This window comes from Leisingera sp. S132, from assembly GCF_025144465.1.
GTDB lineage: Bacteria > Pseudomonadota > Alphaproteobacteria > Rhodobacterales > Rhodobacteraceae > Leisingera.
Window position 1 is genome coordinate 47163 of record NZ_CP083553.1, and the last position, 19780, is coordinate 66942.

At 62.3% G+C, this 19780-nt stretch carries 19 protein-coding genes; 10 read left to right on the forward strand and 9 right to left on the reverse strand.

Going from position 1 to position 19780, the window contains the following annotated elements:
- Position 1 precedes the first annotated feature (1 nt).
- Positions 2-652, reverse strand: a complete 651-nt coding sequence (locus tag K3725_RS00220; RefSeq protein WP_260016910.1) for a histidine phosphatase family protein — start codon at positions 650-652, stop codon at positions 2-4.
- Between the two features lie 144 nt (positions 653-796).
- Between K3725_RS00220 and K3725_RS00225 the strand changes: the two genes are divergently transcribed.
- A complete protein-coding gene (locus tag K3725_RS00225; RefSeq protein ID WP_260016911.1) occupies positions 797-1996 on the forward strand; it encodes a hydantoinase/carbamoylase family amidase in 1200 nt (399 codons plus the stop codon).
- 73 nt (positions 1997-2069) lie between these two features.
- Here the strand turns inward: K3725_RS00225 and K3725_RS00230 are convergent, their stop codons facing one another.
- The 4 genes from K3725_RS00230 to K3725_RS00245 all read right to left on the reverse strand — a co-directional run bounded on the left by K3725_RS00230 (position 2070) and on the right by K3725_RS00245 (position 5406).
- On the reverse strand, positions 2070-2297 hold the full coding sequence (locus K3725_RS00230) for a WGR domain-containing protein (RefSeq protein ID WP_019295103.1): 228 nt from the start codon (positions 2295-2297) through the stop codon (positions 2070-2072).
- Positions 2298-2338: 41 nt separating this feature from the next.
- Positions 2339-2737 (reverse strand): MAPEG family protein, encoded by a 399-nt coding sequence (locus K3725_RS00235; protein ID WP_260016912.1) that lies wholly within the window; start codon positions 2735-2737, stop codon positions 2339-2341.
- Between the two features lie 66 nt (positions 2738-2803).
- The gene (locus K3725_RS00240) at positions 2804-3508 is read right to left on the reverse strand and encodes a response regulator transcription factor (protein WP_260016913.1); all 705 of its coding nucleotides are present in this window, start codon (positions 3506-3508) and stop codon (positions 2804-2806) included.
- Positions 3505-5406: a PAS-domain containing protein gene (locus K3725_RS00245; RefSeq protein WP_260016914.1), complete on the reverse strand. Its 1902-nt coding sequence runs from the start codon at positions 5404-5406 to the stop codon at positions 3505-3507. Before K3725_RS00245 ends, K3725_RS00240 begins: the two co-directional genes overlap by 4 nt.
- Positions 5407-5862: 456 nt before the next feature.
- Between K3725_RS00245 and K3725_RS00250 the strand changes: the two genes are divergently transcribed.
- Positions 5863-7827: an AMP-binding protein gene (locus tag K3725_RS00250; protein WP_260018651.1), complete on the forward strand. Its 1965-nt coding sequence runs from the start codon at positions 5863-5865 to the stop codon at positions 7825-7827.
- A gap of 53 nt (positions 7828-7880) precedes the next feature.
- On the opposite strand, the gene K3725_RS00255 is transcribed toward K3725_RS00250, so the two are convergent.
- Complete coding sequence (locus K3725_RS00255; protein WP_260016915.1) at positions 7881-8099, reverse strand: hypothetical protein; 219 nt, start codon at positions 8097-8099, stop codon at positions 7881-7883.
- A gap of 55 nt (positions 8100-8154) precedes the next feature.
- Between K3725_RS00255 and K3725_RS00260 the strand changes: the two genes are divergently transcribed.
- Positions 8155-8973, forward strand: coding sequence for an ABC transporter ATP-binding protein (locus K3725_RS00260; protein WP_260016916.1), 819 nt, complete (start codon positions 8155-8157; stop codon positions 8971-8973).
- Between the two features lie 102 nt (positions 8974-9075).
- Positions 9076-10062 (forward strand): branched-chain amino acid ABC transporter permease, encoded by a 987-nt coding sequence (locus K3725_RS00265; protein WP_260016917.1) that lies wholly within the window; start codon positions 9076-9078, stop codon positions 10060-10062.
- 27 nt (positions 10063-10089) lie between these two features.
- Here K3725_RS00265 and K3725_RS00270 read toward each other — a convergent pair whose 3' ends face one another.
- Positions 10090-10422, reverse strand: a complete 333-nt coding sequence (locus K3725_RS00270) for an SHOCT domain-containing protein (RefSeq protein ID WP_260016918.1) — start codon at positions 10420-10422, stop codon at positions 10090-10092.
- A gap of 102 nt (positions 10423-10524) precedes the next feature.
- Here K3725_RS00270 and K3725_RS00275 point away from each other — a divergent pair, with 102 nt between their 5' ends.
- The 6 genes from K3725_RS00275 to K3725_RS00300 all read left to right on the forward strand — a co-directional run bounded on the left by K3725_RS00275 (position 10525) and on the right by K3725_RS00300 (position 17356).
- Positions 10525-10788, forward strand: a complete 264-nt coding sequence (locus K3725_RS00275) for a hypothetical protein (RefSeq protein ID WP_260016919.1) — start codon at positions 10525-10527, stop codon at positions 10786-10788.
- Positions 10789-10862: 74 nt separating this feature from the next.
- Positions 10863-11939: a branched-chain amino acid ABC transporter permease gene (locus K3725_RS00280; protein ID WP_260016920.1), complete on the forward strand. Its 1077-nt coding sequence runs from the start codon at positions 10863-10865 to the stop codon at positions 11937-11939.
- 92 nt (positions 11940-12031) lie between these two features.
- Positions 12032-13315, forward strand: a complete 1284-nt coding sequence (locus K3725_RS00285) for an ABC transporter substrate-binding protein (protein ID WP_260016921.1) — start codon at positions 12032-12034, stop codon at positions 13313-13315.
- A gap of 118 nt (positions 13316-13433) precedes the next feature.
- Positions 13434-14282 carry an ABC transporter ATP-binding protein gene (locus K3725_RS00290; RefSeq protein ID WP_260016922.1) on the forward strand — a complete coding sequence of 283 codons (849 nt, stop codon included), beginning with the start codon at positions 13434-13436 and terminating at the stop codon, positions 14280-14282.
- 17 nt (positions 14283-14299) lie between these two features.
- Positions 14300-15517: a phenylacetate--CoA ligase family protein gene (locus K3725_RS00295; RefSeq protein WP_260016923.1), complete on the forward strand. Its 1218-nt coding sequence runs from the start codon at positions 14300-14302 to the stop codon at positions 15515-15517.
- Between the two features lie 159 nt (positions 15518-15676).
- Positions 15677-17356: an iron ABC transporter permease gene (locus tag K3725_RS00300; RefSeq protein ID WP_260016924.1), complete on the forward strand. Its 1680-nt coding sequence runs from the start codon at positions 15677-15679 to the stop codon at positions 17354-17356.
- Between the two features lie 72 nt (positions 17357-17428).
- On the opposite strand, the gene K3725_RS00305 is transcribed toward K3725_RS00300, so the two are convergent.
- Together K3725_RS00305 and K3725_RS00310 are read right to left on the reverse strand one after the other, a co-directional pair.
- Positions 17429-18289: a GTP-binding protein gene (locus K3725_RS00305; RefSeq protein ID WP_260016925.1), complete on the reverse strand. Its 861-nt coding sequence runs from the start codon at positions 18287-18289 to the stop codon at positions 17429-17431.
- A 205-nt stretch (positions 18290-18494) separates the two neighbouring features.
- The gene (locus K3725_RS00310) at positions 18495-19511 is read right to left on the reverse strand and encodes a Fe(3+) ABC transporter substrate-binding protein (RefSeq protein WP_260016926.1); all 1017 of its coding nucleotides are present in this window, start codon (positions 19509-19511) and stop codon (positions 18495-18497) included.
- Positions 19512-19780 lie beyond the last annotated feature (269 nt).

Sequence of the window (19780 nt, forward strand, 5' to 3'; positions counted from 1 at the left end):
CTCAGAGATGTGTCTGGGCAAAATGCCGGTCCGGCGCTTCCAGATGCGGCACCGCATTGAACAAAACCGGGCTCCAGTGGCCGCCAATGGGGAACAGCCGGTGCATGGAGGTGTTCATCACCGCCAGCGCTATCCGCGCCATCCCCGCGGTGTCCAGCCCCATCGCCTGCCGCAGCGCCATCGAGATCAGTCCGCCGGAGGTTACCACCAACGCCGGGCCGTCGCCTGCGGAGATCTCCTCCAGCGCCTGCCGGGTGCGGGTTTCGAAGTGCTCCCAGGTTTCATAAGGCTGGGCGATCTTCCCGTTCGCCCAGGCGGCAAAGACCTTTGGCAGATGCTCGACAAATCCTTCGCGCTCCTCGGGGATCGGCAGCCCGTGCTGATCGCGCATTGCCTCGGCGAGTGTAAAGTACTCCATCTCGTTCAGCCGTGCATCCTGCACTGGATCCGCAAACCCCATCGAGGCGGCGGTTTCGATATGCCGCGTGAGCGTGCCGCAATAGACGCGCGGATGATTGCTGCCGCTGGCCCGCAGGTGGTCTCCCAGCCAGGCCGCCTGCTGGTGGCCCAGATCGCTGAGCCGGTCATAGCTTTTCTCGTCGCGGGCCTGGGTGTTGGCCTGGCCGTGGCGGATCAGCGTGATGTGGGACATGTACAGGCGGCTCCGTTGTTACCGGGGGAGTCTTAGGGGAGCTTGCAGGCGGAGGAAAGGGCGGGCTTGGCGCTGCTCGGATCAAATTCGTTGAGGGCCGCGGGAACATGGCGCAATGTGCCTCTGTCAGTTTGGAGACCCGCCATGCCCCTCGACCCTCAGCGATTTCTCGGTGACTTGCACAAGCTGCGCTGCTTTGGTGCATCAGGCGTGGGCAAGGGGGTTGTGCGGCAGGCCTATTCGAATGCCGACATTGCGGCGCGCAAATGGCTGGCTGAACGTTTCAAGGATGCCGGATTAGAGCCGTATCTCGACCCTCTCGGCAATCTGTTCGGGCTGGCCGGGGAAAATAGCCTGCTGGTCGGTTCCCACAGCGACAGCCAGCCAGAGGGCGGCTGGCTGGATGGAGCGCTGGGCGTGATCGCCGGGCTGGAGATTGCGAGGGCGGCAAAGGAGGCCGGGGGTCCACCCATTTCCTGCGTCAGTTTCCAGGATGAGGAGGGCCGGTTCGGAGTGCTGACCGGCTCTGACGTGTGGAGCGGCAAGCTGGCACTTGAAGAGGCGGACGGGTTCGCCGACGATCATGGCAATACGCTTGCGAACATGCGCAGCACGATGGCGGACCTGGCCAGCGATTTCCTGCCGCATGACAGGTTCAGCGGCTTTCTGGAAATGCATATCGAGCAGGGGCCTTATCTGGAGGAAACCGGCCTGGGGATCGGGGTGGTGACGGATATCGTCGGCATCCGGGACATGCGGATCAGTTTTGAGGGTCGGCAGAACCACGCAGGCACTACGCCGATGCACCTGCGCCGGGACGTGTTCCAGGCGCTGTCTGATTTCAACACGGCTCTAAACAGCCGCTTTGCAAATGTGGTCACGCCCGCAACGGTCTGGACCATCGGCCATGTGGCGCTGCATCCCAATGCATCTTCCATAGTGCCGGGGCGGGTGGAGTTCTCCTTGCAATGGCGGGATGCGGATGCAGATCGGCTGGCACGGATGGAGGCCATCATCAGGGAAACTGTGCAAGAGATTGCTGCGGGTCACGGTGTGGCGGCGCAGCTTGGCCCCGTTACGGGCATAGAACCGGCGGCTATGGATGCGCGGTTTCAGGCGGAGCTGGCGGCTGCCGCGGAGGCGCTGGCACCGGGAAAATGGCAGAAAATGCCCTCCGGAGCGCTGCATGATGCGGCCAATCTGGCAACCGTAATGCCTGCCGGGATGCTGTTTGTTCCCTCGATCGGCGGTATCAGCCATGCCTTTGACGAAGATACCGGCGAGGCGGATCTGGTGCTGGGTCTGCAAGTGCTGAACCGCGCTGCCTGCGCCCTGGCCGGGTGAACTCCCGCCTGTTCCCGGACCTCCTGCCGGAGGCCCGTCACAGTTGGGCCGGGCGCCGCTGGTGCGGCGCGGGTCAGGCCCGGCCGTAGCCGCGCTTGATCATCCGGTTGCGGTGCCTGTCGGCGGCCAGCGAGGCCTCGCGCAGGTTGGCGTAGATATTGATTACACTTTGCCCGTTGCCGCCGGCCACACCCCATTCCCGCAGCACGGAGACTTCGGAGAACAGGTTCATCGCCAGCTCAATGCGGTAGAACCGCGACGGGCGCGAAGGAGCTTGGCGGTAGAGCAGACAGGTGGCCATGGGCTGATTCTATGCCAAGTGATTCGCACGGGCAAGAAACTCTATGCTGCGCCCAGCAGCGTGAGGCCCAGAAGCACAGAAGACAGCGCCGCCACCGCGAAGGCCAGCGTGCGCAGGATCGGGATGCCGATGGTGTAGATGACATAATGCGCTGCCATGCCGAGGAAAAAGGTGAGGCCCAGGCTGTCGGGCTGGTCTTCCAGGGGCAGAACCAGCATCGCCAGAACGGAAAGCGGCGCAAAGGCGGCAAACAGTTCCACGCCGACGATATGCGCCCGGTGCGCGCGCTGTGCCCAGAGTGATTGCGGCAGGTCGCTGGGGCCCGGATTGGCCATGGCGCCCATCAGCCCGCGGACCATGACCCGGTCCAGGATATAGGGAAGCCAGGCTAGTGACACCCAAAGCCCGGAAAGGGCGGTAAAATACTGCAGCTGCGTCATCTTTCGCTCCTTTTGTCTCTCAAATGGAGCGTAGTGCAGACCGGCGGCTTTTCTAGCTGAACAGGGTCATGTCCAGTCTACATCTCCCAGAAAAATATAGCCTGCGCCATAGATGGTCTTGATCAGCCTCGGGTTCTTGGGGTCTTCGCGCAGCTTGGTGCGCAGGCGCGAAATGCGCACGTCCATCGCCCGGTCGAAGCTGTCGCCGGCCGCGCCGCCAAGCATCTCCTGCATCTGGGCGCGGGAAATCAGCCGCTTGGGGCTGTCCAGAAACAGCCGCAGCACCTCGCCTTCGGCGTGGGAAAAAGGGGTCTCGGTGCCCTCGGCATCCTCAAGTGCATAGCGGTCGAAATGAGCAGTCCAGCCGGCGAAATGTGCGGTGTTGCTGGCAGAGGACGCCGTTCGCGGGCCTGCGCGCAGCCGCGCACGGACCCGGGCCACCACCTCTGCCGGATCGAAGGGCTTGGTGATGTAATCATCGGCGCCAAGCTCCAGACCGGTCACCCGGTCCTGCACCTGCGCCCGGCCGGAAATGATGATGACCGCCGCCCCCTGTTCCAGCGCTAGCCGGTGCACCAGCGCCAAACCGTCGGTATCCGGCAATGAAAGGTCCACCAGGCAAACGTCCGGCGTCACCCGGTTCAAGGCTGCTTCGAATTCACGCGCGCGGGCGAAGCTTTGGGTGCGAAAGCCTGCGTCCTCCAGTGTTTCGGTCAGGATCTGCCGGATTTCCGGCTCGTCATCCAATATGGTGACCAAAGGGGATGTCATGCGGCGGGCTCCGGTTGGATAAGCTCAGACAGCTGGTGAATGGTGAAAGGTTTGCGCAAAACCGGACCGCATTTCAATGCCTTGCGGAACAGCGGATCGCTGACAGGCAGGGAGGTCATCAGGATGCAGGGGAGACCGGACCCGTCCAGCCGCAAGGCCAGATCAACACCGGTTGCACTGCCCTCCAGCATGATGTCCGACAGCACCAGTGCAATGTCCGGGAGGTCAGCAGTCAGTGCGCAGGCTTCGTCTACACTCGCGGCTTCTATCACCGAATAGCCAAGATCGATCAGCATGTCGCGGAAGGCTGCCCGCAGGTCCTCGCTGTCCTCCACCAGCAGCGCCATGCCTCCGCCCGCATCCGGGGCCGGGCGGTAGGGCAGGCGCAGGGTGATCGCGGCGCCGGAAATGCCATTGCCAATGCGCATGTCGCCGCCAGCCAGCTTGGCCATGTCGTAGACCATCGGCAGGCCAAGTCCGGAGCCTTCGCTGCCCTTGGTGGTGAAAAACGGATTGAGCGCCTTTTCCAGCGCTTCCGGTGAAAAGCCGGGCCCGGTGTCGGTGACGGTGATTTCGACCCAGGTCTGGCCGACGGCATGGGCGCTGACGGTGATCTGGCCGGACGTGCCGCAGGCGTCGCGGGCGTTCAGGATCAGGTTCAACAGCGCGTCCTGCAGCTTGCCCGCGTCCAGCAGCAGTGACTGATCCGGCAAGTTGTCGAGAATACTCAGCCCCACACCCAGCGGCAGCGACGGTGACGCCAGCACTTTCAGCTCATCGAGGAGCGCGTGCATGTCGGTGGCCTGGGGGCGTAGGGTTCGCTGGCTGGTCATTTCGGCAATCCGGTTTAACAGCCGCCCGCCCCGCCGCGCTGCAGACAAGGTGCCTTGCACCAGATCGCCCGCCTCGCCGCCCAGTCCCATTTTCTCCAGCTTGCCCTGCATGCCCAGGATGATGGTCAGAAGGTTGGAGAAATCATGCGCAAGGCCGCTGGTCATCTGCGCGGCCATCTCGCGGCGCCGCGCCTGCTGCAGCGCCACCCGGGCCTGGGTTTCTTCGGTCACATCCATCGACAGGATATAGACACCGCCCTGCTGGTCCGGGGTGAAGGCCACCCTGATCCGGCGGCTGCCGTGGCTTTCTGTAAACTCGAACACCGGGCTGCCGCCCTTGTAGGCGGCCAGCAGATGCGGCTCAATCCGCTCAAATGCGGCCTCGCCCAATGCGTCTGAGATATGCATGCCCAGGATATCCGACGGGCGGCCCGGAAACACGGCGCTGAGGCGGCGGTTGGTATAGGTATAATACCCGTCGGCATCCACATGGGCGATATGGGCGGGCATCATTTCCGTTGTCAGGCGGGTGCGGCCCTCGATTTCTGTCAGCTGGCGCTTGGTCTCTTCCAGCGCGGTGTTAGCTGCCTCCAGCTGCCGGTTGGCGGCGGACAGCTCCTCGGTATGGGCAATCAGCTTCTCCGACAGTTCTTCTGAGCGGGACCGCAGCAACTGCTCGGCACGTTTGGCGCGGGTGATGTCCGTATAGACCGTGACCCACCCGCCCTGCGGCAGTGGCGAGCCTTCGATCGAGATCATCTGCCCGTTGGGCCGCTCGCGTTCCAGGTAATGCGGCACGAAATTCAGTGCCTGCTCAACCCGGCTTTGAACGATGTCCTCGATATCGCTTTCCGGCGCGTATTCCCCGGCTTCGGCAAGGAAGCGGATGGTTTCGGCAAAAGAGGCGCCGGGCTCGACCAGGTGGTCAGGCAGATTGAACATTTCCTGAAAGCGTCGGTTGCTGACCGCCAGCCGCAGGTCGTTGTCATAGATCGACAGCGCCTGGGCGATCAGATTCAGCCCGGCGGTCGTCATGGCGGCGTGTTGTTTGCTTGTCCGGTTCATGGTTCTCCCCGGATCATGGCTAGCACCGGGGCGGGTTCAGGGCAAATTGGCATTCAGCCGCGGGGGCCGAGAGACATTTAAGTCACGGCGCATGATCTCCTTCTGGTTGCCGGGCGGCTGAGGACAGCTCTTTTGTCGGCAAGCTTGCTGGCCCGAATGTTTCAGAAGGCGCTCAATTATTGGCGATTCGAAACATGACTTTTTGTTCGTATCCCGCGCCTAGGGTGCGCGGTTGGTTAATCTGCGGCGTAAGGATTTGCTTGAGAGGAGGCCGATCCGCTCGTGTAGCTGTCTTAAAAACAAGGGAATTTGGGCTGTTACAATTCGTAAGATTTGGGAAAACATCAGGAAAAAGTTGACGGGCTACTCTGCCGCTGTCCCTAATCGGGGCCAGAGCCGCGAGCAGCGGCCAGTCCGGCAGTAACGCCGGAAAGGGAGGAGAGAAAGTTGGCTCAGATGCAGATGGGCGCCCAGGGCATGCAATCCCTGCCGGCGCTGCTTCAACGCAATGCGGCGCAATTCGGGGATGCGCCGGCCTACCGGGAAAAGGAATTCGGCATTTGGCAATGCTGGACCTGGGCCGAGACGGCAAAGGAAATCGAGGCGCTGGCGCTGGGCCTTATCAACCTTGGCGTGAGAGAGGGCGATTTTGTCGCCATCATCGGCCGCAACCGCCCCTACCTGTACTGGTCGATGGTTGCCGCGCAGGCGGTGGGTGCCGTGCCGGTGCCGCTCTATCAGGACGCGGTAGCCGAGGAGATGGCCTATGTGCTGGGCCACTGCGGCGCGCGCTTTGTGATCGTTGGCGACCAGGAACAGGCCGACAAGGTGATCGAGATCCAGGATCAGCTGCATCAGTTCGAGCATATGATCTACCTCGATCCCCGCGGCATGCGGAAATACGACCACACCCAGCTGCATCAATTCAGCCATATCCAGGATCAGGGCCGCGCCGCCCATGACGAGCTGATCGGCGAGCTGCAGTCGCGCCAGGCCAAACTGGATTACGACAGCACCTGCGTGATGCTCTATACCTCCGGCACCACTGGCAAGCCCAAGGGTGTGGTGCTGTCGAACCGCAACGTGATCCAAAGCGCCAAGAATTCTTCAGAGTTCGATCATCTGACTCAAGGTGAAAACATCCTGTCCTACCTGCCGATGGCCTGGGTGGGCGATTTCATCTTCTCGATCGGCCAGGCCTACTGGTGCGGTTTCTGCGTGAACTGCCCGGAAAGCCAAGACACCATGATGACCGACCTGCGCGAAATCGGCCCGACCTATTTCTTTGCGCCGCCGCGGGTGTTCGAAGGCCAGCTGACCAATGTGATGATCCGGATGGAGGACGCAGGCGCCCTGAAACGCAAGATGTTCCACCACTTCCTGGCGCACGCCAAGAGAGTCGGCGGCGATATCCTGGATGGCCGCCCTGTGGGTCTGATGGACCGGCTGAAATACGCGCTGGGCAATGTGCTGGTCTACGGTCCGCTCAAGGACACGCTGGGCTATGGCCGTATTCGTGTGGGGTATACCGCTGGCGAAGCGATCGGGCCGGAGATCTTTGACTTTTACCGTTCGCTGGGCATCAACCTTAAACAGCTGTACGGCCAGACCGAGGCCACCGTTTTCATCACTGTGCAGCCGGATGGCGAGGTCCGCGCCGATACCGTTGGCGTGCCGGCCCCGGAGGTCGAGATCAAGATCGACGACAGCGGCGAGATCCACTACCGCTCGCCCGGCACCTTTGTTGAATACTTCAACAACCCGGAGTCCACCGCCTCAACCAAGGATGCTGAAGGCTGGGTGGCAACAGGCGATGCAGGCTTCTTCGAGGAAGGCTCCGGCCACCTTCGGATCATCGATCGCGCCAAAGACGTGGGCAAAATGGCCGACGGCAGCATGTTTGCGCCCAAATATGTGGAAAACAAGCTGAAGTTCTATCCGGACATCCTGGAAGCGGTGCTGTTCGGCAATGGCCGCGACCGCTGCGTTGCCTTCATCAACATTGATCTGACGGCGGTGGGTAACTGGGCCGAACGCAACAACATTGCCTATGCTTCTTACCAGGAGCTGGCAGGCCATCCGCAAGTTCTGGACTCCATCCGCTCGCATGTCTCTGCGGTGAACAAGTCTGTGGCCGAGGACCCGATGCTATCGGGCTGTCAGGTGCACCGCTTTGTGGTTCTGCACAAGGAACTGGATGCCGATGACGGTGAGATGACCCGCACCCGCAAGGTGCGCCGCCGTATCGTGGAAGAGAAGTTCGACGATATCATCACCGCGCTTTACGACGGCTCGGAAAAGGTCTCGACAGTGACGGAAGTGACCTATGAGGACGGCCGCAAGGGTTCCATCAAGGCGACGCTGACCATTGTCGACGCGGACGTGAAACCGGGGGCGGTTCACAAGGTGGCCGCAGAATGATGCACGTTTCACCGGAAAAATTCCTGCCCCGTGCCGGGCAGGCCGGGCCGCCGTCAGATCAGGTCGGGGTTGAGGCCGGGATTGTAGGCCGTGTTGACCACCTGCTGGATCTTAAAGTGGGAGCTGAACCCGTGAGTCTGCTCCATGATGGAGGCCAGGCTTTCGGATTGGCTGAGGCCCATCTGCTTGCATTCAAGTGCCATCTTCAGAAGGCAGGAATGCTCAAGTTCGCCGAACATAACGTCGATCTCCTTGCTGCTCGTTTTAAACAAGTATCGCATGGAAATCTTAAAATTTCTATGCGGCAAAAATATGGAGGCCGTTGTTATGCTTGACAATTCCTTAAGCTACGTGACGGAGGATGGCCGCACCATCGGCGGTGTGGTGATGGAGATGAAAAACATCACCCTGCGCTTTGGCGGTGTGGTGGCTATCCAGGATATCTCCTTTGACATCCGCGAGGGCGAGATCCGCGCGATCATCGGCCCCAATGGCGCCGGCAAGTCGTCGATGCTGAACGTGATCTCCGGCTTTTATGTGCCGCAGGAAGGCGAGGTGTTGTTCCACGGCAAGAAACGCCCGCCGATGCGCCCCTATGAGGTGGCGCGCCAGGGCATCGCCCGCACCTTCCAGAATATCGCGCTGTTCGAAGGCATGAGCGTTCTGGACAACGTTATGACCGGTCGGCTCAACTATATGAAAACAGGCCTGTTTTCGCAGGCTCTGTGGAAGGGTAAGGCCGAGGCTGAAGAGACCGAGAACCGCGAGGTTGTGGAGCGGATCATCGACTTTCTGGAGATCCAGCACATCCGAAAAACCCCGGTGGCGCGCCTGCCCTATGGCCTGAAGAAACGGGTCGAGCTGGCGCGGGCGCTGGCGGCGGAACCGAAGCTGCTGCTGCTGGATGAACCGATGGCCGGCATGAACGTCGAGGAGAAAGAGGACATGTCCCGCTTCATTCTGGATGTGAACGACGAGTTTGGCACCACCATCGCCTTGATTGAACATGACATGGGCGTGGTGATGGACCTTAGCGACCGGGTCGTGGTCATGGACTACGGCAAGAAGATCGGTGACGGCACCCCCGATGAGGTGCGCAACAATCAGGATGTGATCGACGCCTACCTGGGGGTCAGCCATGACTGAGTTGCACCGCAGCAGCACCCGGCTCCGGCAGGGTGACACCCGTACACCCCCTGTGCACCCCTTGTGCACCGCCGCAGCGCAGAATTCCGAGGAGAGCCTGTAATGCCCGAACAACTCGTCTTTGCGATGGAAGTGACGCTGAACGGCCTGATGGCGGGCGTTCTCTATGCGCTGGTCGCGCTGGGGTTTGTCCTGATCTACAAGGCCTCCGGCATCTTCAACTATGCCCAGGGTGTCCTGGCGCTGTTTGCAGCGATGACGCTGGTGGGGATCATGCAGGGGCAGGTGCCGTTTTCGCATCTGATCAACGCGGTCTTTGGAGGCCATATCACCCACTTCGGATGGAATGTTCCGGGCGTCGTGGCAATCGCGCTGACGGTCGCGGTGATGGTGCTGCTGGCCTGGCTGGTGCAGGTGCTGGTGATGAAGCATCTGGTCGGGCAGGAGCCGATCATCCTGTTCATGGCCACCATTGGCCTGGCCTACTTCCTCGAAGGTGTCGCCGACCTGATGTGGGGTTCCGAGATCAAGACGCTGGACGTCGGTCTGCCGCAGGGGATCAACCTGTGGATCGACGAGACCACCTTTAACATCTTCGGCTACGGGTTCTTTATCGACAATCTGGATATCGTGGCGACCGTGATTGCAGCGCTTCTGGTGGCCGGCCTCGTGGCCTTCAGCCAGTACACCAAGCAGGGCCGGGCGATGCGCGCAGTGGCGGATGATCACCAGGCGGCGCTGTCGGTCGGCATCTCGCTGAACTTCATCTGGGTTCTGGTGTGGTCGGTTGCGGGCTTCGTGGCGCTGGTCGCGGGCATCGTCTGGGGCACCAAGTCCGGCGTGCAGTTCTCGCTGTCGCTGATCGCGCTGAAAGCACTGCCGGTTCTTATGCTGGGCGGCTTCACCTCGATCCCCGGCGCGATTGTCGGCGGGCTGATCATCGGTGTAGGCGAAAAGCTGTTCGAATTCGCAGTCGGCCCGCTGGTGGGCGGCGCAACCGAGAACTGGTTTGCCTATGTGCTGGCGCTCTTGTTCCTGGTGTTCCGTCCGCAGGGGCTGTTCGGGGAGAAGATCATTGAACGGGTCTGAGGCTCATATGATCTGTACCCGGACTGTTCAGCCCTCAAGCTTGCGGAAGGCGGCGATGACGATGGCGGCGCAGACCGTGGCGACCAGGGTGAAGGCGATGGTGATGTTGCCGATCAGCTGCCCGGCCACAAAGGTCAGCAGCGCGGCCATCAAGAGCCCGATCAGCACCGTCCCCCAAGGGCCGGGACCGGTACTGGCAGCCTGCCGCCGCGGCGGTTCGAACTCAAAGGGCGGCAGAACGGTTGCGTCTTCCACCGTTTCCAGCAGCCGGCCCTTGGCCTTCGCAAAGTCTGCCTCGGATATGTCGCCCTTCTTCCGCGCGGCCTCCAGCCGCCGGATTTCCTCGAAAATCACGGTCATTGGTTCCACTCACTCTACCCGCGAACAGGGTTCCACAAAGAAGTGGGCAAAATGTGTCCAAGCCGGGAAATCTGACAAAATGGTTAATGCCGGGGGTGCGGCATGACCAAGCTGATCGCCGTGATCAACGTCATTGCCTGGGCCGGTTTCTGGGCCTTTGGCTACCTGGCGCTGTCGGCGGAAAGCTACAGCGAAACCCAGGTGGTGACTGCGGCGCTCTTGGCCTCGGCCGGGCTGATCACCGGCATCATCGCCTATTTGCGGCTGGTGCGCGGCAGCGAGCGCAGCGGCTATGCCAAACCGTCGAACCGGATGACGCGCGACCAGCGCGACGCGGCGCAGGCCCAGTGGGGGCAGATCGAATGAGCACCGCAGCAACCAGCAACAGCATCCGCGCAGGCAAGAGTGCCAACGCGCAACAGAAAGGGAGCATCTGAGACATGTTCTACCGTGAAGCCGGGGATTTCAAAGTCTCCTATGCCGATGACAGCCAGACGTTTCCGATCAAGTTCGACCGCTACCGCTATTACGCGGTGCTGGCGGTGGCCTTTGGCCTCATCCCCTTCCTGATCAATGATTACTGGGCCAATGCGATCCTGCTGCCGTTCCTGATCTATTCGATTGCGGCAATCGGTCTGAACATCCTGGTCGGCTATTGCGGGCAGGTCAGCCTTGGCACCGGCGGGTTCATGGCGGTGGGCGCCTATGCCTGCTACAAGCTGATGACCGCCTTCCCGGAGGTCAGCATGTTCATTCATGTGATCCTGGCGGGCGGCATCACCGCGTTGGTCTGTGTGCTGTTCGGCCTGCCGTCCTTGCGCATCAAGGGGTTCTACCTGGCGGTGGCGACGCTGGCGGCGCAGTTCTTTCTGGTGTGGCTGTTCAACCGGGTGCCGTGGTTTTACAACTATTCCGCCTCGGGCCAGATCAACGCGCCCGAGCGCGACACCTTTGGCATCATCATCACTGGCCCCAATGCGCCGGCCTGGGCCACCTATCTGTTCTGCCTGATTTTCCTGGCTGTTTGCGCGCTGATTGCCCGCAACCTGACCCGCGGCACCGTGGGCCGGACCTGGATGGCGATCCGCGACATGGACATTGCCGCCGAGATCATCGGGGTGAACCCGCTGAAGGCGAAACTGACGGCCTTTGCGGTCTCCGGCTTCTTCATCGGCATCTCCGGCGCGCTGTTCTTTGCGGTCTATCTGGGCGCGGTCGAGGTTGGCGAGGCCTTTGGCATCCAGAAATCGTTCCTGGTGCTGTTCATGGTGATCCTGGGCGGGCTTGGGTCTATTTTCGGCTCCTTTGCCGGCGCCGCCTTCCTGGTGCTGCTGCCGGTGGTGCTGAAGGTGGTGGGCGTCGATCTGATGGGCTGGCCCACCGACATCGTGGCGCATTTCCAGCTGGTGATCGTGGGGGCACTGATCATCGTCTTCCTGATCGCGGAACCGCACGGCATGGCGCAGCTGTGGCGCGTCGCCAAGGAGAAACTGAGACTGTGGCCGTTCCCGCACTGACGCGGGAGGCCTCGAGAGCTGGCGGGGAGAAAAGCAAGACCACCCCCGTTTTTGGAAACCATCGGATAAGACCAAAGGGAGGATTTAAGCCGATGAAAAAGACACTGACCACACTGGCGCTGGGCGCCGCGATGGCAGCCGGTCCGGCAATGGCGGACCTGGTGTTCCCGGACCTCAGCTACCGGACCGGGCCTTATGCAGCGGGCGGCATCCCGTTCTCGGACGGCTACAACGACTATTTCACCCTGCTGAACGAGCGTGACGGCGGCATCGGCGGCGTCAAGGCCAAGGTGGTGGAATGCGAGACCGGCTATAACACCGAGAAGGGTGTGGAATGCTACGAGTCCACCAAGGGCCAGGGCGCGCTGATCTATCAGCCGCTGTCCACCGGCATCACCTATCAGCTTATCCCCAAGGTGACCGCGGACAACATCCCGCTGCACACCATGGGTTACGGCCGCACCTCGGCCGCGAACGGCGAAGTGTTCAGCCATGTGTTCAACTATCCGGCCAACTACTGGAACGGCGCTTCGGGCGTGGTGAACTATCTGCTGGAATCCAATGGCGGCGACATCAGCGGCAAGAAGATTGCGCTGGTTTACCACAACTCCGCCTATGGCAAGGAGCCGATCCGCACCCTGGAGGAACTCAGCAAGAAGCACGGCTTTGAGCTGGTTGCCCTGCCGGTGGACCACCCGGGCCAGGAGCAGAAATCGCAATGGCTGCAGATCCGCCGCGACCGTCCCGACTATGTCGTGATGTGGGGCTGGGGCGTGATGAACCAGGTGGCGATCCAGGAAGCCGCCAACATCCGCTTCCCGATGGAGAATTTCATCGGCGTGTGGTGGTCCGGTGCCGAGCATGACGTGATGCCGGCGGGCGACAAGGCCGATGGCTACAAGGCGGTGACCTTCCACAACGTAGGCCGCGACTTCCCGGTGTTTGACGACATCCAGAAATATGTCGTCGATGCGGGCAAGGCCGCAGGTGCCGGCGATCAGGTTGGCAACGTGCTTTATAACCGCGGCATGTACGCAGCGATGCTGGCAGCCGAAGCCGCCAAGACCGCGCAGGAAATCCACGGCACCGCGGAAATCACTCCGGCGATGATGCGCGACGGCATGGAAGCGCTGGTGATCGACGAAGCCAAGATGGCAGCGCTGGGGATGCCGAACTTCGGCCCGAGCTTCAATGTCTCATGCGAAAATCACGGCGGCCCTGGCCTGGTTGGCGTGACCCAGTGGGATGCGGAGAGCAAGACCTGGTCGCTGATTTCGGACTTCAAACCGTCCGATACCGAGGTGATCGGAAAGCTGATCGAAGAGGACTCGGCGGCCTACGCGTCCGAGAACAACATCGAGCCCGGCTGCAAGTAATGGGCTCCCGCCGGCCTTGCCTTGGCGGGGCCGGACGCAACCGGTGCGGCGGGGAGCCGCCGCACCATGCAAACAGGGTCCCGGGTAAGAACCGGGACAGGTATGAGGACACGCTTTGATGCTGGATGCAGCGAACACCGCCGCCGAAACTTCCGATGTGCAGGCCGAGGCCCTGCTGGAGGTCAACAATATCGAGGTGATCTACAATCACGTGATCCTCGTTCTGAAGGGCGTGAGCCTGAATGTGCCCAAGGGCGGCATCACGGCGCTGTTAGGCGGCAACGGGGCTGGCAAGACCACCACGCTGAAGGCGATCTCGAACCTGCTGCATTCCGAACGCGGCGAAGTGACCAAAGGGTCGATCAAGTACCGCGGCGCGCATGTGCATGAGCAGGACCCTGCGGAGCTGGTGAAGAAGGGCGTGATCCAGGTGATGGAAGGCCGCCATTGCTTTGAACACCTGACGGTGGAGGAAAACCTGCTGACCGGTGCCTATACCCGCCGCGACAGCGGTGCGGACATCCAGAAAGATCTGGAGATGGTGTACCATTACTTCCCGCGCCTGAAGGAGCGCCGCAAGAGCCAGGCCGGCTATACCTCGGGCGGTGAGCAGCAGATGGTGGCGATGGGCCGCGCGCTGATGTCGCGGCCGGAGACGATCCTGCTGGACGAGCCGTCGATGGGGCTGGCGCCGCAGCTGGTGGAGCAGATTTTCGAGATCGTGAAGTCGATCAACGAACAGGAGGGGGTGACCTTCCTGCTGGCGGAGCAAAATACCAACGTCGCCCTGCGCTATGCCCATTACGGATACATCCTGGAATCCGGCCGGGTGGTGATGGACGGGCCGGCAGCGGACCTGCGCGAGAATCCGGACGTGAAGGAATTCTACCTCGGCATGTCGGATGAAGGGCGTAAGAGCTTCCGCGACGTACGGTCCTACCGTCGCCGCAAGAGGTGGCTGAGCTGATGCGGGGAGATGACGTGATGAGCTTTTTTGATACGCTTGAGACCCGCAGCAGTGACGAACGCGCGGCTGGCTTGGCCAAGGCGCTGCCGGAGCAGATCGCTCGCGCCAAATCCGCGCCCGGCTATGCCGGGATGCTGGACGGGGTGGACCCGGCTGCGGTGACCTCGGCAGAGGCGCTGGCCTCATTGCCGGTGCTGCGAAAATCCGAACTGAGCCGCGCCCAGGCCGCGCATCCGCCCTTTGGCGGCTTTACGGTAAAGCCCGCGACAGGCTTTGCTCATATCTTCCAAAGCCCCGGCCCGATTTATGAACCGGGCGGCGTTGATGGCGACTGGTGGCGTATGGGGCGGTTCCTGAATGCTGCTGGCATCGGCCAGGGCGACGTGGTGCAGAACTGCTTTGGCTATCACCTGACGCCTGCCGGCATGATCTTTGAAAACGGTGCGCGGGCGGTTGGCGCTGCGGTGCTGCCCGCAGGAACTGGTCAGACCGAGCTGCAGGTGACGGCAGCGCATGACGTAGGTGCCACGGCTTATGCCGGGACGCCGGATTACTTGAAAGTGATCCTCGACAAGGCGGATGCGATGGGCGTCGAGCTGATGTTCTCCAAGGCGGCGGTGGGCGGCGGTGCGCTGTTCCCCAGCTTGCGTCAGGAATATGCCGACCGCGGGATTTCCTGCCTGCAGTGTTATGCCACCGCCGATCTGGGCAATATCGCTTATGAAAGCCCAGCGATGGAGGGGATGATTGTTGACGAGCATGTCATCGTCGAGATCGTCACACCAGGCACCGGCAACCCGGTGGCACCTGGCGAGGTGGGCGAGGTTGTGGTGACAACGCTCAATCCCGATTACCCGCTGATCCGCTTTGCCACCGGCGATCTGTCTGCAGTGATGCCGGGCGTCTCGCCCTGCGGCCGCACCAATATGCGTATCAAGGGATGGATGGGCCGCGCCGATCAGACCACCAAGATCAAGGGCATGTTCGTGCGGCCTGAGCAGGTCGCCGCGCTGGTCGACAAGCATGACGAGATCGTCAGGGCGCGGGTCATTGCCAGCCGCGACGGCGAGATGGACGCGATGACCGTGCAGATTGAAGCCAAAGGCGGGGATGAGACTGCCTTTGCCCGGTCCGTGGCCGAGGTTCTGAAGCTCAAGGGCAAGGTTGAGGTGGTGGCGCCGGATGCGCTGCCCAAGGACGGTCTGGTGATCGAGGATCAGCGGACCTACGACTGAGCTGTTTGTCAAAACGGCAAATACGGGCGCCGGATACGGGCGCCCGTTTTCTGTTTTGGGAAGCCAAGGGGCAGGGCCGCGCTTTCCGGCTGGAATTTCTGACTGGAATAGTCGAAATAGAGTGCCGAGAGACTTCTGCCGGACCCAAGACCGCCGCAAATGACCGCTGCCAATGATCCCATAGAATACGCGCCGCACGGGCGCCGCCGCGGCGGAAAGGCCGGGGGTGGTGTTTTTGCCGTGCTGGCATGGGCGGTTGCGCTGTCCTGTCTGCTGCCGATGGTGGCAGTGGCATTGGCGGCAGCGTTCGGCGGCTCGGAGACGATCAGCCACCTGGCCGGGACCGTGCTGCCGGGATATTCGCTGACAACCCTGGTGCTGGTGGTGCTGGTGGCGCTTGGCACGTTTTCAATAGGAACCGGCGCGGCCTGGCTGGTGACTATGACGCGGTTCCCCGGGGCCCGGCTGCTGGAGGTGGCGCTGGTGCTGCCGCTGGCCTTTCCGGCCTATGTGCTGGCCTATGCCTACACCCATATCCTGGACCATCCCGGTATCGTGCAGTCTGCCTTGCGCGAGGCGACCGGCTGGGGGCCGCGGGACTACTGGTTCCCGGAGATCCGCTCCACCGGCGGGGCGGCGGCGATGCTGGTGCTGGTGTTGTACCCCTATGTCTATCTGCTGGCGCGGGCGGCCTTCATGCAGCAGAGCGCAGGCGCCTTTTTGGCGGCGCGGGCGCTGGGCAAGAACTCCTGGCAGGCGTTCTGGCTGGTCAGCCTGCCGATGGCACGGCCGGCCATTGCTTCGGGCGTACTGCTGGCAGTGATGGAGACCATCGCGGATTTTGGCACGGTGTCTTATTTTGGGGTGCAGACCTTTGCCACCGGCATCTACACCAGCTGGTTCTCGCTGGGCGACCGCGGCGGCGCGGCGCAACTGGCGCTGTGCCTGCTTGGGTTCGCACTGACGCTGGCGGTGGTGGAGCGGGCCACGCGGGGGCGGGCGAAGTACCATCACGCGGGCAAGCATCACAACCAGATGGCTCCGGCCGAGCTGGGCGGCATCAAGGCGGCGGCGGCTGTCTTCTTATGTGCGGTGCCGGTGGTGCTGGGCTTCCTGCTGCCGGTGGCGGTGCTGTTTACGATGAGCTTTGACTCCGAACAGAACCTTTTCAGCCGCCGCTATATTGATTTCACCACCAATTCGATCACCCTGGCCACGGCGGCGGCGGTCCTGACGGTGGCGGCGGCGGTATGCCTGGGTTTTTACCAGCGGCTGCGGCCTGGCCGGGTGTCCGCGGCCGCGGCCTATTTCGCGCGGCTGGGCTATGCTGTGCCGGGCGGGGTGATTGCGGTGGGGCTGATTGTTCCCTTTGCCGTCTTTGACAACGCGCTGGACGCCTGGATGCGGGAGGCCTTCGGAATCCGCACCGGCTTGCTGGTGACGGGCTCCATCTGGCTGCTGGTCGCGGCCTACGGGGTGCGCTTCATGGCTGCGGCCTTGGGCGCCTATGAGGGCGGCCAGGCCACGATGCATTCCAACATGGATGCGGCGGCACGGTCGCTGGGGCAGGGGCCGATGGGCATGCTGCGGCGGGTGCATCTGCCGATCCTGACACCCAGTCTGCTGACAGCGCTGCTGATTGTCTTTGTCGATGTGATGAAGGAGCTGCCCGCGACCCTGATCATGCGGCCCTTCAATTTCGACACGCTGGCGGTGCAGGCGCACAGGCTGGCCGCGGACGAGCGGCTGGAAGGGGCGGCGGTGCCGTCGCTGGTGATCATGGCGGTGGGGCTGCTGCCGGTGATCCTGATCTGCCGACAGGTCGGGCGGCGGCGGTAGGCGCCAGATTTTCGGAAAATTCTTGCCAGGAAAATCGAATTTTCCTGGCGCGGTTCGGGCGGGTGGAGCGGCTCATGCCGCCCACCAGGCCTCAATTTCTTCGTGGGAAATCCGGTCTGAAGGACCAAGGCCGACCAAAAGCGTTTCCTCCGCCTCACAGCGTTTGGCCTCAACGTGGCGGCCCACCACATGCAGCTCATAGGCGCCGCCGGTGGTCAGCACAAAGCCCTTCATCCGGTACAGCCCGGCAGGCCGCGCTGCCAGCTTGTCCCCCAGTGCGCGGCGGTCCAGCACGGTGCCGCTGCGGTGCTGCCAGGTGGTATAGGCGGGGTGCGCCGCCACCGCGCGGCCCTTTGGCAGAGGCACCACGTCAAACAGAAGCTCTGCCACCGGTGAACCGTTCAGTACCGTGGGGGTGCGTGCGCCGGCCTTCTCCAGAAGCGCCGAAAGCTCTGCCGAAAGCTCGTCGCATTTTGTCGCAATCACCAGGTCCGCGGCGCGGATCTGCTGTTCTGCCTGCGGGGCTACCAGCGGATCGTTCAGCAGGGTCGCGGCGTTTTCCGCATCCACCAGGGAGACGATCCCGCCGTAGCTGAGGCCGGATTCATTCAGGACGGAATTGGCGATGGCAACGGGGTCGGAGATACCGCTGGCCTCGATCACCAAGTGGTCGGGCTGTTCCGGGCGGTTTAGTACGGTGCGCAGCGCTAGAGACAGGTCATCCCCCATGGTGCAGCAGACGCAGCCGTCGGTCAGGGCGATCTTGCCGCCTTCGGTGTCCTGGATCAGGGCGTCATCAATGTTGACCGCGCCGAAATCGTTGACGATTACGGCCAGTTTCAGCCCGTGATCCTCGGCCAGGAGGCGGTTGATCAGAGTGGTCTTGCCCGCGCCCAGATAGCCGCTGATGATGGTGACTGGCAGACGGTTCATTGTTTCGCTCCCCCAAGCGTGAGACGCAGGTCCTGCTGCGCCTGAATTACCCAGGTGATCCGGGACGCGGCAACCTATAGGCGCAAGGGGGCGGGCCGGTCCAGTCAAACCAGAGGCCGCGGCCGGGCCGCAGGCGGAACGCGGCGGGCGCAAAGAAAAAGGCGCGGCCAGTGCCGCGCCTTTGCAGGCCATGTGCCGGGCCTGGTTACTTCCAGCCGGCGTCGTTGAAGATCTTCTGTGCCTCGGGCAGGTTCTTGGCAACTTCGGACAGGTTCACATCATCCGGCTTGAAGTGGCCAAGCGCCGCGATCGACGGGGCCAAACCGACGCCGGACACAGCCGGGTATTCGTCATTGCCGGCCGAGAAATACGCCTGGGCGGAATCGCTGGTGAGGTATTCCAGGAACTTGATGGCGTTCTCCTTGTTCGGAGCGTGCACGGCCACGCCGCCGCCCGACAGGTTCATATGCGCGCCTTCGGTGTTCTGGGAGGGGAACAGCCAGCCGATCTGATCACGGTTCTCTGTCACGCCCTTGACCTCCTTGCGGATCGAGCGGGCGAAGTAATAGCTGTTGGCAACGGCGATACCGCATTCACCGGAGACCAGGCCGCGAATCTGGTCGGTGTCGCCGCCCTGCGGATCGCGGGCCATGTTGGCGACCACGCCATCGGCCCATTCACGTGCCTTCCCGGCTCCGTGGTGGGTGACAATGGAAGCCAGAAGGGTCTGGTTATAGGTGTTCTTGGACGAGCGGATGCAAACCTGGCCCTTGTAGGCGGGATCGGCAAGATCCAGGTAGGTCTGCGGCGGGTTGGCCACCCCGTCCTTGTCGAAGAAGATAATACGGGCGCGCTGGCTGAAGCCGAACCACTGATTGTCCTCATCCTGCAGGTAGGCCGGAACCCGGGTCTCCAGCACGTCGCTGTCGATGCTTTGCAGGACACCGGCTTCTTTGGCGCGGGTCAGGCGCGAGGTGTCAACGGTGATCAGGATGTCTGCCGGTGAGTTTTCGCCTTCGGCATTCATCCGGGCAATCAGCTCATCTGCGTTGCCTTCGATCCGGTTGATGGTGATGCCGGTGGCCGTTTCGAAGTCCGAGTAAAGCTGTTCGTCGGTATCGTAATGGCGCGAGGAGTAGATGTTCAGTTCGCCCTCGGCAGCAGCAGTGGTGGCAATGGCTGCGGTCAGCGCGCCGGCCAGTACGGTTGTGGCTTTCAGCATTGGATGTCCCGTTCTTAGTTAGATCAGATTTCCGACTGAAAGAGTCGATTAAAGCATCTGACAGCAGATGCAATAAATTTCCGACTGAAACAGTCAGAAAGTCGCAGCCTGCTGCTGGCTGGCAAAACCGGACGGGCGGCTCCCGCCCGTCGCTGGATCTTTGGACAGATCCGCTCCCTTTGGGCGTGGCACCGCGCTCCGCGCGGTGCCACGCCCAAAGGCCGCCAGGTTTCATCCGGGCGCAGCCCGGAGAAGCCGCGGGCGCGGGA

Bases quoted from the DNA above. Each gene is read 5' to 3' on its own strand.
- K3725_RS00220 (WP_260016910.1), bottom strand. From the start codon at position 652: ATGTCCCACATCACGCTGATCCGCCACGGCCAGGCCAACACCCAGGCC.
- K3725_RS00225 (WP_260016911.1), top strand. From the start codon at position 797: ATGCCCCTCGACCCTCAGCGATTTCTCGGTGACTTGCACAAGCTGCGC.
- K3725_RS00230 (WP_019295103.1), bottom strand. From the start codon at position 2,297: ATGGCCACCTGTCTGCTCTACCGCCAAGCTCCTTCGCGCCCGTCGCGG.
- K3725_RS00235 (WP_260016912.1), bottom strand. From the start codon at position 2,737: ATGACGCAGCTGCAGTATTTTACCGCCCTTTCCGGGCTTTGGGTGTCA.
- K3725_RS00240 (WP_260016913.1), bottom strand. From the start codon at position 3,508: ATGACATCCCCTTTGGTCACCATATTGGATGACGAGCCGGAAATCCGG.
- K3725_RS00245 (WP_260016914.1), bottom strand. From the start codon at position 5,406: ATGAACCGGACAAGCAAACAACACGCCGCCATGACGACCGCCGGGCTG.
- K3725_RS00250 (WP_260018651.1), top strand. From the start codon at position 5,863: ATGCAGATGGGCGCCCAGGGCATGCAATCCCTGCCGGCGCTGCTTCAA.
- K3725_RS00260 (WP_260016916.1), top strand. From the start codon at position 8,155: ATGCTTGACAATTCCTTAAGCTACGTGACGGAGGATGGCCGCACCATC.
- K3725_RS00265 (WP_260016917.1), top strand. From the start codon at position 9,076: ATGCCCGAACAACTCGTCTTTGCGATGGAAGTGACGCTGAACGGCCTG.
- K3725_RS00270 (WP_260016918.1), bottom strand. From the start codon at position 10,422: ATGACCGTGATTTTCGAGGAAATCCGGCGGCTGGAGGCCGCGCGGAAG.
- K3725_RS00275 (WP_260016919.1), top strand. From the start codon at position 10,525: ATGACCAAGCTGATCGCCGTGATCAACGTCATTGCCTGGGCCGGTTTC.
- K3725_RS00280 (WP_260016920.1), top strand. From the start codon at position 10,863: ATGTTCTACCGTGAAGCCGGGGATTTCAAAGTCTCCTATGCCGATGAC.
- K3725_RS00285 (WP_260016921.1), top strand. From the start codon at position 12,032: ATGAAAAAGACACTGACCACACTGGCGCTGGGCGCCGCGATGGCAGCC.
- K3725_RS00290 (WP_260016922.1), top strand. From the start codon at position 13,434: ATGCTGGATGCAGCGAACACCGCCGCCGAAACTTCCGATGTGCAGGCC.
- K3725_RS00295 (WP_260016923.1), top strand. From the start codon at position 14,300: ATGAGCTTTTTTGATACGCTTGAGACCCGCAGCAGTGACGAACGCGCG.
- K3725_RS00300 (WP_260016924.1), top strand. From the start codon at position 15,677: ATGACCGCTGCCAATGATCCCATAGAATACGCGCCGCACGGGCGCCGC.
- K3725_RS00305 (WP_260016925.1), bottom strand. From the start codon at position 18,289: ATGAACCGTCTGCCAGTCACCATCATCAGCGGCTATCTGGGCGCGGGC.
- K3725_RS00310 (WP_260016926.1), bottom strand. From the start codon at position 19,511: ATGCTGAAAGCCACAACCGTACTGGCCGGCGCGCTGACCGCAGCCATT.